The 13681-nt window shown below is 60.2% G+C and carries 8 protein-coding genes; 6 read left to right on the forward strand and 2 right to left on the reverse strand.

All coding sequences use genetic code 11. From position 1 onward, the window contains the following. Positions 1-23 precede the first annotated feature (23 nt). From prpB to carB, 6 genes are all read left to right on the forward strand, one after another. Positions 24-911 (forward strand): methylisocitrate lyase, encoded by an 888-nt coding sequence (prpB, locus tag LG327_RS12305; RefSeq protein WP_404362190.1) that lies wholly within the window; start codon positions 24-26, stop codon positions 909-911. 56 nt (positions 912-967) lie between these two features. Then, positions 968-2095, forward strand: a complete 1128-nt coding sequence (prpC, locus tag LG327_RS12310; protein WP_404362192.1) for a 2-methylcitrate synthase — start codon at positions 968-970, stop codon at positions 2093-2095. Between the two features lie 381 nt (positions 2096-2476). Next, on the forward strand, positions 2477-5089 hold the full coding sequence (gene acnD, locus LG327_RS12315; protein ID WP_404362194.1) for a Fe/S-dependent 2-methylisocitrate dehydratase AcnD: 2613 nt from the start codon (positions 2477-2479) through the stop codon (positions 5087-5089). A gap of 171 nt (positions 5090-5260) precedes the next feature. Next, complete coding sequence (prpF, locus tag LG327_RS12320; protein WP_404362195.1) at positions 5261-6445, forward strand: 2-methylaconitate cis-trans isomerase PrpF; 1185 nt, start codon at positions 5261-5263, stop codon at positions 6443-6445. A 157-nt stretch (positions 6446-6602) separates the two neighbouring features. Further along, the gene (gene prpD / locus LG327_RS12325; RefSeq protein ID WP_404362196.1) at positions 6603-8087 is read left to right on the forward strand and encodes a 2-methylcitrate dehydratase; all 1485 of its coding nucleotides are present in this window, start codon (positions 6603-6605) and stop codon (positions 8085-8087) included. 115 nt (positions 8088-8202) lie between these two features. Next, entirely contained in the window at positions 8203-11427 is a 3225-nt protein-coding gene (carB, locus tag LG327_RS12330; RefSeq protein ID WP_404362198.1) for a carbamoyl-phosphate synthase large subunit, read from the forward strand. Positions 11428-11441: 14 nt separating this feature from the next. On the opposite strand, the gene LG327_RS12335 is transcribed toward carB, so the two are convergent. Then, positions 11442-12512 carry an ExeA family protein gene (locus LG327_RS12335; RefSeq protein ID WP_404362200.1) on the reverse strand — a complete coding sequence of 357 codons (1071 nt, stop codon included), beginning with the start codon at positions 12510-12512 and terminating at the stop codon, positions 11442-11444. A 22-nt stretch (positions 12513-12534) separates the two neighbouring features. Continuing rightward, complete coding sequence (locus LG327_RS12340; RefSeq protein WP_404362201.1) at positions 12535-13488, reverse strand: XrtA system polysaccharide deacetylase; 954 nt, start codon at positions 13486-13488, stop codon at positions 12535-12537. Positions 13489-13681: the final 193 nt, after the last annotated feature.

Genomic DNA, 13681 nt, shown 5'->3' on the forward strand with positions numbered 1-13681 from the left:
GATCGTTAACCAAGGAGAGCACCATGACCAACCAACCATCCGCCGGCGCACGCTTTCGCAAGGCGCTTGCAGACAACAAACCCCTCCAGATCGTCGGCACCGTCAACGCCTACGCTGCCATGATGGCGGAGAAGGTGGGGCATCAGGCGATTTACCTCTCCGGCGGTGGTGTGGCGAATGCGTCCTACGGCCTGCCGGACCTGGGTATTACCAGCCTTAATGATGTCATCGAAGACGTCCGCCGCATTACCGATGCCACCTCAGTGCCTCTGCTGGTGGACATAGACACAGGCTGGGGTGGGGCATTCAACATTGCCCGGACCATTCAGCAGATGGAAAAGGCCGGCGCTGCCGCGGTTCATATTGAAGATCAGGTGGCCCAGAAACGCTGCGGCCACCGGCCCAACAAGGCCATAGTGTCAAAAGAGGAAATGGTCGATCGCATCAAGGCCTGCGTCGACGCCCGGAAGGACGAGGACTTTTTCATCATGGCCCGCACTGATGCCTTCCAGCAGGAAGGACTTGAAGCCGCCATTGACCGTGCCCAGGCCTGCATCGAAGCCGGTGCCGATGGTATCTTCGCGGAGGCCGTCACCGAGCTTGAGCATTACACGGCCTTTGCCAAAGCCCTCAATGTGCCGCTACTGGCCAACATCACCGAATTCGGTGCGACACCCCTGTATAACAGGAAGGAGCTTGGCGAAGCGGGTGCAGATATGGTTCTGTATCCCCTGAGTGCATTCCGCGCCATGAACAAGGCCGCTCTCAACGTTTACCAGAGCATTCTGGAGAAGGGCGATCAGAAAGACGTCGTTGATAGCATGCAGACCCGCAAGGAGCTGTATGAATTCCTGAATTATCACGAGTTCGAACAGAAACTCGACGAACTGTTTAAACAGAAGAAAGGCTGATGTGGCCCGGAGTTTTCCGGGCCAGGAAATCACAGACAATCTAACAGGAGACAGTCATGGCTGAGAAACAATCTGCGAGTGCGGGCCTGCGAGGGCAGGTAGCGGGTGAAACTTCCCTGTGTACCGTGGGCGCGAGCGGCACCGGTCTGAGATACCGGGGCTACGAAATCACCGACCTCGCCGACAAGGCCCAGTTCGAAGAAGTGGCCTACCTGCTGCTTCGCGGCAAGTTGCCCAACCGCCAGGAACTGGATGACTACCGGAAAAGGCTGAGTGGACTGCGGGCTCTCCCGGATCCGCTCAAGGCCGTTCTGGAGCAGATTCCCAAAGACGCCCACCCCATGGACGTCATGCGCACCGGCTGCTCCATGCTGGGCAACCTGGAAACGGAAAAAGACTTCAGCGAGCAGGACGACAGGATCGACCGCATGCTGGCGACTTTCCCCGGCATCATCTGCTACTGGTATCGCTTCGCCCACGAGGGCAAACGCATCGAAACCGACAGCAACAGTGATTCCATCGGCGGCCACTTCCTTGAGCTGCTGCACGGCAAGGCTCCCAGCGAACTGCATGAGCGGGTCATGAACGTCTCCCTCATCCTGTATGCCGAGCATGAGTTTAATGCATCCACCTTCGCTGCCCGGGTCTGCGCCTCCACCCTGTCGGACATTCACAGTGCTGTAACCGGCGCCATCGGCACCCTCCGCGGCCCGCTGCACGGCGGCGCCAACGAAGCGGCCATGGAACTGATCCAGAGATTCAGCACACCGGATGAAGCCGAAGAAGGGCTGATGAAGATGCTGGAGCGCAAGGAAAAGGTCATGGGCTTCGGCCACGCGGTCTACAAGGAGCGCGACCCCCGCAACGCCATCATCAAGGGCTGGTCGAAAAAGCTGGCCGATGAAGCAAAGGACGAGTCGCTCTACGAGATTTCCGAGCGCATTGAAGAAGTCATGTCCCGGGAGAAAAAGCTGTTCGCCAACGCCGACTTCTTCCACGCGTCCGCCTACCACTTCATGGGGATCCCCACCGAACTGTTCACCCCCATCTTCGTGATGTCCCGGGTCAGCGGCTGGACCGCCCATGTAAAAGAACAGCGCGAAAAGAACCGCATCATCCGCCCCAGCGCCGAATACACCGGCCCGGACCAGCAGGAATGGGTGCCGATCGACGAGCGTGACTGAAGTGATTCGGGGTCAGATCACGCCTGATCTGACCCCTGTCTGGCCCCGGAGTATGGGGTCAGATCAAGCGTGATCTGACCCCTGTCTGAGCAGGGGCCGCGGATTTGTTAGCCGCGGAATCCGCGGAAGTACGCGGAGATAAAAGATGATTAGCCACGGAAGGACACGGAAAATTGACAAAGAAAAGAGAAATTGGCGGCGGGTACCTTTGAACCCTGGAGTTACCTACAGCCATTATCATTTTTCTTTTCTTCCGTGTTTTCCGTGTTTTCCGTGGCAAAGACCCTGCCTGGCCGGGAGTATGGGGTCAGATCAAGCGTGATCTGACCCCTGTCTGACCCGTGTCTGCGCGGCAAAAAAAGCATCCTGAGAGAGCCCAAAATGAACACCCAATACCGCAAGAACCTCCCAGGCACCGACCTGGACTATTTTGACACCCGCCAGGCCGTGGAAGACATCCAGTCTGGCGCTTACGACACCTTGCCCTACACCTCCCGCATCCTGGCGGAACAGCTGGTACGCCGCTGTGATCCGGCCATGCTGACCGACTCTCTCAGGCAATTGATCGAGCGCCAGCGGGACATGGACTTTCCCTGGTACCCGGCGCGGGTGGTCTGCCATGACATCCTTGGCCAGACCGCGCTGGTGGACCTGGCCGGCCTGCGGGATGCCATTGCGGAGAAGGGTGGAGATCCATCCAGGGTGAACCCGGTGGTGCCCACCCAGCTGATCGTGGATCACTCCCTGGCTGTCGAACACGCCGGCTTTGAGAAGGATGCCTTCGAAAAGAACCGCCAGATCGAAGACCGCCGCAACGACGACCGGTTCCACTTCATCAACTGGACCAAAACCGCGTTCCGGAATGTGGATGTCATTCCGCCCGGCAACGGCATCATGCACCAGATCAATCTGGAAAAGATGTCGCCGGTGATCCAGGTTCAGCCGGATGGAGAAGGAAAGCGCGTTGCTTTTCCGGATACCTGTGTCGGCACCGACAGCCACACCCCGATGGTGGACGCCCTGGGCGTTATCTCCGTCGGCGTTGGCGGCCTGGAGGCCGAGAGTGTGATGCTGGGTCGTGCCTCCATGATGCGCCTGCCGGACATCGTGGGCGTTGAACTGACGGGCAAACTGCAGCCAGGCATTACCAGCACCGACATGGTGCTGGCCCTGACCGAATTCCTGCGCAAAGAGCGGGTGGTTGGCGCCTACCTGGAGTTTTACGGAGAGGGCGCCGATAGCCTGACCGTTGGTGATCGTGCCACCATCTCCAACATGACACCGGAATACGGCGCAACTGCTGCCATGTTCTACATAGACGGCCAGACCATCGACTACCTTACCCTGACCGGCCGCGACGACGACCAGGTGAAACTGGTGGAGCAGTTTGCAAAGCACACTGGCCTGTGGGCCGACAGCCTCAAAGATGCGGAATACGAGCGCGTCCTGAAATTCGACCTCTCGTCTGTTCCCCGGACCCTGGCGGGCCCATCCAACCCCCATGCTCTGCTGCCGACAGCTGATCTGGCCGCCCGCGGAATTTCCGGTACGGTGGAAAACGAAGAGGGCAAAATGCCCGATGGCGCGGTGATCATTGCCGCCATCACCAGCTGCACCAACACCAGCAACCCCCGCAACATGGTGGCTGCCGGCCTGATCGCCCGCAATGCCAACAAACTGGGCCTGACCCGCAAGCCCTGGGTGAAGTCCTCCCTGGCGCCCGGTTCGAAAACCGTCAAAATGTATCTGGAAGAAGCCGACCTGCTCAGCGAACTGGAAGACCTCGGTTTCGGGGTGGTGGCTTTCGCATGCACCACCTGCAACGGCATGAGCGGTGCGCTGGATCCGAAGATCGCGCAGGAAATCATGGACCGTGACCTCTACTCCACCGCCGTGCTGTCCGGTAACCGCAACTTCGATGGTCGCATTCACCCCTACGCCAAACAGGCCTTCCTTGCGTCGCCACCGCTGGTGGTGGCCTATGCCATTGCCGGCACCATCCGTTTCGACATCGAGAAAGACGCGCTGGGTTACGACGCTGATGGCAAGCCCATCACCCTGAAGGACATCTGGCCGAGCGATGAAGAAATCGACGCCATCGTCAAAAAGAGCGTGAAGCCGCAACAGTTCCGGGATGTCTATATCCCCATGTTCGACCTCACCAAAGATGCACGGACAATGGTCAAGCCGCTGTACGACTGGCGGCCGCAGAGCACCTATATCCGCCGTCCACCCTATTGGGAAGGTGGCATGGTTGGCGAGAAAGCCCTCAAGGGCATGCGCCCGCTGGCGGTTCTGCCGGACAACATCACCACCGACCACCTGTCGCCGTCAAACGCGATCCTGATGGACAGTGCGTCTGGTGAATATCTGCATAAAATGGGCGTGCCGGAGGCAGACTTCAACTCCTACGCCACCCACCGCGGGGATCACCTGACCGCCCAGCGCGCCACATTCGCCAACCCGAAGCTGTTCAACGAAATGGTTCTGGATGAAAACGGCAAGGTGAAGCAGGGCTCACTGGCGCGGATCGAGCCGGAAGGCAAGGTCACCCGCATGTGGGAAGCCATTGAAACCTATATGGAACGCAAGCAGCCGCTGATCATCATCGCCGGCGCCGATTACGGCCAGGGCTCCTCACGGGACTGGGCCGCCAAGGGCGTCGCACTGGCTGGAGTGGAAGCCATAGTGGCGGAAGGCTTCGAACGCATTCACCGCACCAACCTGGTGGGCATGGGCGTAATGCCCCTGCAGTTCCAGGAAGGCATCACCCGCAAGACGCTGGGCATCGACGGCACCGAAACCTTCGATGTGGAAGGCACACCGTCTCCCCGCGCCGAGCTCACCCTGGTGATCCACCGCAAAAATGGTGACACCGAGCGGGTACCGGTGATCTGCCGCCTCGACACCGCCGAGGAACTGGAAATCTACAAAGCCGGCGGCGTGCTGCAGCGGTTCGCCCAGGACTTCCTGGAGTCCACCACCGCAGCCTGACGAGTGCGGGGTCAGATCAAGCCTGATCTGACCCCTGCCTGAGTGACCGGGAGTCCGGGGTCAGGCCCCTGCGTCAGGCCCCCGGGAGTCCGGGGTCAGATCACGCCTGATCTGACCCCTGTCTAGCCACGGATTCCGCGGCCAACAAATCTTAAAGAGGGCAACCCGAAAGTGAGCAACCTACCCCAAATCAGAATCCCCGCCACCTACATGCGCGGCGGCACCAGCAAAGGCGTGTTCTTTAGCCTCAAGGACCTGCCCGAAGCCGCCCGGATCCCCGGTGCAGCACGGGACAAGCTGCTGCTGCGCGTCATCGGCAGCCCAGACCCCTACGAAAAACAGATTGACGGCATGGGCGGGGCTACCTCCAGCACCAGCAAGACGGTCATCCTGGCTGAGTCCACCCAGCCGGACCACGACGTCGATTACCTGTTCGGCCAGGTCTCCATCGACAAACCCTTTGTGGACTGGAGCGGCAACTGCGGCAATCTTTCGGCGGCGGTGGGCGCCTTCGCCATCAACGCGGGACTGGTGCCGGCCGATCGCATTCCACAAAACGGCACCTGCACCGTCCGCATCTGGCAGGCCAACATCAAGAAAACCATTATCACCCATGTGCCCATCACCAATGGCGAGGTGCAGGAAACCGGTGATTTCGAGCTGGATGGCGTGACTTTCCCGGCAGCAGAAATACAGGTGGAATTCATGGACCCGGCAGACGGGGAGGGCGCCATTTTCCCCACCGGCAACCTGGTGGACGATCTGGAAGTACCCGGCGTTGGCACCCTGAAGGCCACCATGATCAATGCAGGCATACCCACCATTTTTGTGAATGCCGAGGACATAGGCTACAACGGCACGGAACTGCAGGGCGCCATCAATGGTGACCCGGAAGCTCTGGCAAGGTTCGAAGCTATCCGCGCTCACGGAGCAGTAAAAATGGGCCTGATCAGGGATGTGGCAGAAGCGGCCGCCCGCCAGCACACTCCGAAAGTGGCTTTCGTGGCGAAGCCGGCGGATTACGTCTCCTCCAGCGGCAAAAAGGTGGAAGCAGGTGAGGTCGACCTGCTGGTGCGAGCCCTGTCCATGGGCAAACTCCACCACGCCATGATGGGTACAGCGGCGGTTGCCATCGGTACCGCAGCAGCGATTCCCGGAACCCTGGTCAACCTGGCCGCAGGCGGCGGAGACCGCACCGCCGTGCGTTTCGGGCACCCCTCAGGCACACTGAAGGTAGGCGCCGAAGCCAGTCAAATAAGCGGAAGCTGGTGCGTCAACAAGGCCGTAATGAGCCGTAGTGCCAGAATACTGATGGAAGGCTGGGTGCGCATTCCCGGTGATTCCTTCACGGGCTGATTGGCCACCGACGTGAAGCCGGGGTCAGATCAAGCCTGATCTGACCCCATCTGTGACCCTGCCCGAGTGAGCGGGAGTTCGGGGTCAGATCACGCTTGATCTGACCCCTGTCTTTCCGCGGCAAGACCCTAACCCATAAACAGGAAAGGAGAACGCCATGAGCAGCAACGTAGACACCAACGAACGCCCCGACTACGACGACGTCCTGCAGAAAATCGCGGACTACGTCCTCGAGTACAGAATAGACAGCGACGAAGCCTGGGACACGGCCCGCAACTGCCTGATCGACACAATCGGCTGCGGGCTGCTGGCCCTGCGTTTTCCCGAGTGCACCAAACACCTCGGTCCGATTGTGGAAGGAACGATAGTACCCCACGGCGCACGGGTGCCCGGCACGCAACATCGGCTGGATCCGGTGAAGGCCGCCTGGGACATTGGCTGCATCATCCGCTGGCTGGACTACAACGACACCTGGCTGGCTGCTGAATGGGGCCATCCATCTGACAACCTGGGCGCCATCCTGGCCGTGGCCGACCACCTGTCCCAGAAACGTGTTGCCCAGGGCAAAGACCCCCTGACCGTGCACCAGGCGCTGGAAGCCATGATTATGGCTCATGAGATCCAGGGGGTTATTGCACTGGAGAACTCCTTCAATCGGGTGGGTCTGGACCACGTGGTTCTGGTCAAGGTTGCATCCACCGCCGTCACCGCCAAGCTCATGGGTGCGACTCGTGACCAGCTGCTGTCCGCCTTGTCCCACGCCTGGGCCGATGGCCAGGCCCTGCGGACGTATCGTCATGCGCCCAACGCGGGTTCACGCAAGTCCTGGGCGGCAGGGGATGCCACTTCCCGTGCCGTGCGTCTGGCCGACATTGCCATGCGGGGCGAAATGGGCATTCCGGGCGTTCTGACGGCATCCCAATGGGGCTTCTACGATGTGCTGTTCAGCACCACCAATAAGGATCTCAAGGTCAAGCCGGAAGACAAACGCCAGTTTTCCCTGCCCCAGGACTTCGGCTCCTATGTAATGGAAAACGTGCTCTTCAAGATTTCCTTCCCGGCAGAGTTTCACGCCCAGACTGCGGCAGAAGCGGCCGTCAAACTGCATCCCGCGGTAAAAGACCGGCTGGATGAGATCGACAAAATCGTGATCACTACCCATGAATCAGCCATCCGGATTATTTCCAAGGAAGGCAAACTGGCCAACGCGGCGGACCGGGATCACTGCCTGCAGTACATGGCCGCAGTGCCCCTGATCTTCGGCAATCTCACCGCTGAGCACTACGAAGACAGCTTCCACGAAGAGAACCCCATCATCGATGAGGTCCGGGAGAAGATGGAAGTGGAGGAAGATGAGCGCTACAGCCGGGAATACCTGGAGCAGGACAAGCGTTCCATTGCCAATGCCATCCAGGTGTTCTTCAACGACGGGAGCAAGACCGAGAAAGTGGAGGTGGAATACCCCATAGGTCATCGCCGCCGCCGGGAGGAGGGCATCCCGCTGCTTGAGAAGAAGTTCCAGAACAACCTGGCGACCCGCTTTCCTGGCCAGCGCAGCCGGCAGATTTTCGAGCTGTGCAAGGACCAGAAAAAACTGGAGCAGACGCCGGTTCACGAGTTTGTGGAGCTTTTTGTTATCTAGGCAGGGCGTGTCGTTATCCAGTCGATGCACGGTGCAAGCAGAAGCTGATGTGCTATAAAGTGGGGGCGGATTTTTCAGATCCGCCCCCACTTTTTTGATGGCAGCATTGCCCACCATGCCAAAACGTACCGACATCAAAAGCATCCTGATCCTGGGTGCCGGCCCCATCGTCATAGGCCAGGCGTGCGAGTTCGACTACTCCGGGGCCCAGGCCTGCAAGGCCCTGCGGGAAGAGGGTTACCGGGTGATCCTGGTGAACTCCAACCCCGCCACCATCATGACCGACCCGGTCATGGCGGACGCCACCTACATCGAGCCGATCACCTGGGAAACCGTGGCCCGGATCATCGAGCGCGAGAAACCCGATGCCCTGCTGCCCACCATGGGCGGCCAGACCGCGCTGAACTGCGCGCTGGATCTCGAGAAGCACGGTGTGCTGGCGGAGCACGGGGTGGAAATGATCGGCGCCAACGCCGACACCATCGACAAGGCCGAGGACCGGGAACGCTTTGACCAGGCCATGAAGTCCATCGGCCTGGAATGCCCCCGGGCCGCCATGGCCCACTCCATGGAAGAAGCCTTTCAGGTGCTGGACAGCATCGGCTTCCCCTGCATCATCCGGCCCTCCTTCACCATGGGCGGCTCCGGCGGCGGCATCGCCTACAACCGGGACGAATTCGAGGAAATCTGCAACCGGGGTCTGGATCTGTCCCCCACCCGGGAACTGCTGATCGACGAATCCCTGATCGGCTGGAAAGAATATGAAATGGAAGTGGTGCGGGACCGCAAGGACAACTGCATCATCGTCTGCGCCATCGAGAACTTCGATGCCATGGGCGTGCACACCGGCGACTCCATCACCGTGGCCCCGGCCCAGACCCTGACCGACCGGGAATACCAGATCATGCGCAACGCCTCACTGGCGGTGCTGCGTGAGATAGGCGTCGAAACCGGCGGCTCCAACGTCCAGTTCGGCATCAACCCGGACACTGGGCGCATGGTGGTGATCGAGATGAACCCCAGGGTGTCCCGCTCCTCCGCGCTGGCCTCCAAGGCCACCGGCTTCCCCATTGCGAAAGTGGCCGCCAAGCTGGCGGTGGGCTACACCCTGGACGAACTGCAGAACGACATCACCGGCGGCACCACCCCGGCCTCGTTCGAGCCGTCCATCGACTACGTGGTCACCAAGATCCCGCGGTTCACCTTCGAGAAGTTCCCCCAGGCCGACGCCCGTCTGACCACCCAGATGAAATCGGTGGGTGAGGTCATGGCCATCGGCCGCACCTTCCAGGAATCCCTCCAGAAAGCCCTCCGTGGCCTGGAAGTGGGCTCCGAGGGCTTCGAGGAAATGGTCGACCTCACCACCGCCGACGGCCAGGACACCCTGATCCGGGAACTCAACGTCCCCGGCGCCGAGCGCATCTGGTACATAGGCGACGCCTTCCGCCGCGGCATGACCGTGGACGAGGTGTTCCAGCACACCAGAGTGGACCCTTGGTACCTGGTGCAGATCGAGGACCTGATCCGCGAGGAAGCGAAGCTCAGGATCGATGGCCGGGACAGCCTGGATCACGCCAGCCTGTTCCGCCTCAAGCGCAAGGGCTTCTCCGACGGCCGTCTGGCAAAACTGGTCGGGGTGCCCGAAGCCGAGATGCGCAGGCTGCGCCACGACCTGGGCATCCGCCCGGTCTACAAGCGGGTGGACACCTGCGCCGCCGAGTTTGCCTCCTCCACCGCCTACATGTACTCCAGCTACGAAGAGGAGTGCGAGGCCGCACCCACCGACCGGGACAAGATCGTGGTCATCGGTGGCGGCCCCAACCGCATCGGCCAGGGCATCGAATTCGACTACTGCTGCGTCCACGCCGCCCTCGCCATGCGCGAGGATGGCTATGAGACCATCATGATCAACTGCAACCCGGAGACCGTGTCCACCGACTACGACACCTCCGACCGGCTGTACTTCGAGCCCATCACCCTGGAAGACGTGCTGGAAATCATCCACGTCGAAAAGCCGAAGGGCGTGATCGTCCAGTACGGCGGCCAGACCCCGCTCAAGCTGGCCCGGGGCCTGGAAGCCGCCGGCGTGCCCATCATCGGCACCAGCCCGGACGCCATCGACCGGGCCGAGGACCGGGAAAGGTTCCAGCACATGATCCAGAAGCTGGACCTGCTGCAGCCGGAGAACGCCACCGTGCGCAGCCACGAGGAAGGCATCATTGCCGCCCGCGAGATCGGCTACCCGCTGGTGGTGCGCCCCTCCTACGTACTGGGCGGCCGGGCCATGGAAATCGTCTACGACGAGCAGGAGCTGGTGCGCTACATGCGCAACGCCGTGCTGGTGTCCAACGACAGCCCGGTGCTGCTGGATCACTTCCTCAATGCCGCCATCGAAGTGGACATAGACGCTGTCTGTGACGGACAGCAGGTGGTCATCGGCGGCATCATGCAGCACATAGAACAGGCCGGGGTGCACTCAGGCGATTCCGCCTGCTCCCTGCCGCCGTATTCGCTGCCCGCCGCCGTGCAGGACGAGATGCGGGATGTGGTCCGCAAAATGGCACTGGAACTGAACGTGGTCGGCCTGATGAACGTCCAGCTGGCCTGGCAGGATGAGAAGGTCTACGTGATCGAGGTGAACCCCAGAGCCTCGCGCACCGTGCCCTTCGTGTCCAAGGCCATAGGTGTCTCCCTGGCCCGCATAGGTGCACGCTGCATGGCGGGCACCTCCCTGGCGGACCAGGGCTTCACGAAGGAAATCGTGCCGAGCTACTACGCCGTGAAGGAATCCGTGTTCCCGTTCAACAAGTTCCCGGCGGTGGACCCCATCCTGGGTCCGGAGATGAAGTCCACCGGCGAGGTGATGGGCATTGGTGACAGCTTTGATGAGGCCTTTGCCAAGGCGGAACTGGCGGCGGGGGAATGTCTGCCGGTATCGGGTACTGCGTTCATTTCCGTGCGGGATGAAGACAAGGCCGGGGTGGTGGCCGTGGCCAGGTCACTGGCTGAGTGGGGGTTTGATCTGGTTGCGACCACCGGCACCAGGGATTATCTGCTGGAGCACGGATTGGTCGTAGGCTGGCTGAGAAAGCTGGAAGAAGGCCGCCCCAACGTGGTGGATGCCATCATGAATGGTGAGGTACAGCTGATCATCAATACCAGCGAGGGCCGCGCCGCCACCATCGCGTCCGCGGGGTTACGCAAGTCAGCGCTGAGAAGAAAAGTTCCCATTGCGACCACTCTTGCGGGGGGCGAGGCTTATTGCCGTGCCATCCGGTATGGGCCGATGGTGCAGGTGCGCTGCCTCCAGGACCTGTCCGCTTACTCTGCTACTCCTTAGTAAAGGGGTGCCGTCTACTTCTTCCTGTTCCGGTTGGGAGAGAGGGGCTTCACGTTATCCGATGACTCCCTGCGCTCTCCGGTATCTGAGAGGGTGGGCGGGTTTCCGGCATCCAGCTTGGCCTCGATCCGCTCCAGCACCTCGGCTATCCGCATCAGGGCTTCGGCGGCGGAGCCAGAACCAGAACCAGAACCAGAACCTCCTTTCGGCCGACCGGACTCACCGCCGGCCGGGGTGCGCTGGCCTTTCCTGGCCTGAGCTGCTGCAGGAGGATTGAGGGGAGTGTCCTCGCCAAGCAGATCCTTGCGGATACCCTGCAGGTCGTAGGGGTCGAGAAAAGGCCGGTCCTCAGAATAGGCGCACATCATCATGCCGTCACAGAGCTTGTTGATCAGCCGGGGTATGCCCTTGCTCAGATGGTGAATCTCTTTCACCGTATCACTGTCAAAAAGCTGATTGCCGGCGTGCCCGGACACCAGTAGCCGGTAATCAATGTATTCCGTGGTTTCCTTGAGAGTCAGCCCTTCCAGGTGGAAAAACAGCTTCACCCGTTGTGAAAGCTGGGGAATCGAGGTGACCCCCTGCTTAAGTTCCGGTTGGCCAAGCAGGATGACCCGCATTGAAGGGCCGCCCATGCCCTCCATCCCGGTCAGCATGCGGATGTCCTCCAGGTTTTCCCGGGTCAGGTTCTGGGCTTCGTCTATGGCCAGCACCACTGGTGTGCCTGCTTCCGCCATCTTCTGCAGGTATTCGCTTATCTGAAACAGCATGGCCACCTTGCTGTCGCTCTCAATCTTCAGTCCGGCCTTCCGGAGAATAAGTCCGAAGAGGTCTTTGGACTCAAGGTTGGTGTAGGAAATATTCAGCAGCTTGAGGTTGCCATCCAGATTGCGAATGGTCTTCTTCAGAAGAGTGGTCTTGCCGGAGCCTATCTCACCGCTGATGACAACAAAGCCTTCCGGGCTCCAGATGGCCGATGACATGTAAACATAGGCCCGGGAGTGCTGCTGACTCATGTAGATGAAATCGTCTTCCGGGGTAATCCGGAAGGGGTGTCTGTGGAGTCCAAAGTGTTCCAGATACATTGTTGATCCCTGTCCGGGGCAATTACGCCAGCCGGATCATCTCGTTGGCTCTCAGGATGGTCTTGTCAGGTTCCCAGGAATTATAGCTCTCGCTGACGGTGCCGAAGCGGAAATCCGTCAGCAAACGCTCAAGTCGGCCATAACACTGGTCAAGATTCGTATAGTGGCGAAACCGGGAAAACCAACTGGCGTTATTGTAACGGGGCTGGTCAGGGTCAATTTCCCAGGGGTGCAGGTAGAACATCTGGGGCCTGGTGCCACCTTCCGAGGCCCGCCGGAAAAGATAGCGGAACAGGGGGTAGGGGAACTGCCTGAAATAGCCCCCGCCTGCGGCTGGCAGAGTAACTCCCAGAAGCTTCGCCGTGGTCAGCGGGAATTCCCTGAGCTCGCGGCCCTGGGCGGTCTCGATGGTGTAGGGTGCCCGTGGGGAATCCGGTATGCCGTAGCGGTCGTGGCGGATGGGAAAGATGCTGGAGTCCCATTCAAAACCCAGCTCCGCCAGGATGTCCAGGGCCCAGAGTGAATCCTTCGTTATGGAATAGCTGGCCGCCCGGTAACCCGTCACTGGCTTCTGGATGATGTCCTCCAGTAGTCCTTTCGACCGGATGGTTTCCTCGCGAAAAACCTCGGGCGTCTGGTTGTAGATCAGCTGATGGCTGTACCCGTGTGAGGCGATCTCGTGGCCGTGATCGGCCAGCTTCCGGATCAGGTCGGGGTAGCGGTCCGCAACCCAGCCCAGAACAAAAAACGTGGCCCGCACATCATGGCGGTCGAAAAGCTCCAGCAGCCGCTCGGTATTCTGCTCCACCCGGGAGGGCAGGGAGGCCCACTGATTCGGGCGGATTACACCGGAGAGGGCCGCAACATGAAAGTAATCCTCCACGTCTATACTCATCGCATGCAGGGGAGATTCTGCACGGGAAGCAGAAAAAACCTGTTCGTTCCCATCAGGCTGATGGCCGGTGTGCCTGTTCATGGGTACTCCTTACCCTTTTCAAACCGTTAAAGACGGGTCAAACCATTAAACATGTGGGCAAGTTTCACTCAATGAGATTGCAAAAACAATCACGAACTTACAATTACGCCTCATGGTGGAAATCAATGTAAAAGATTGTTACAAAAGGACACAAATGTATTGAGGTTGCACCATCCTGGGTGCAGAATGCTTT

Source organism: Marinobacter sp., assembly GCF_044799475.1.
GTDB lineage: Bacteria > Pseudomonadota > Gammaproteobacteria > Pseudomonadales > Oleiphilaceae > Marinobacter.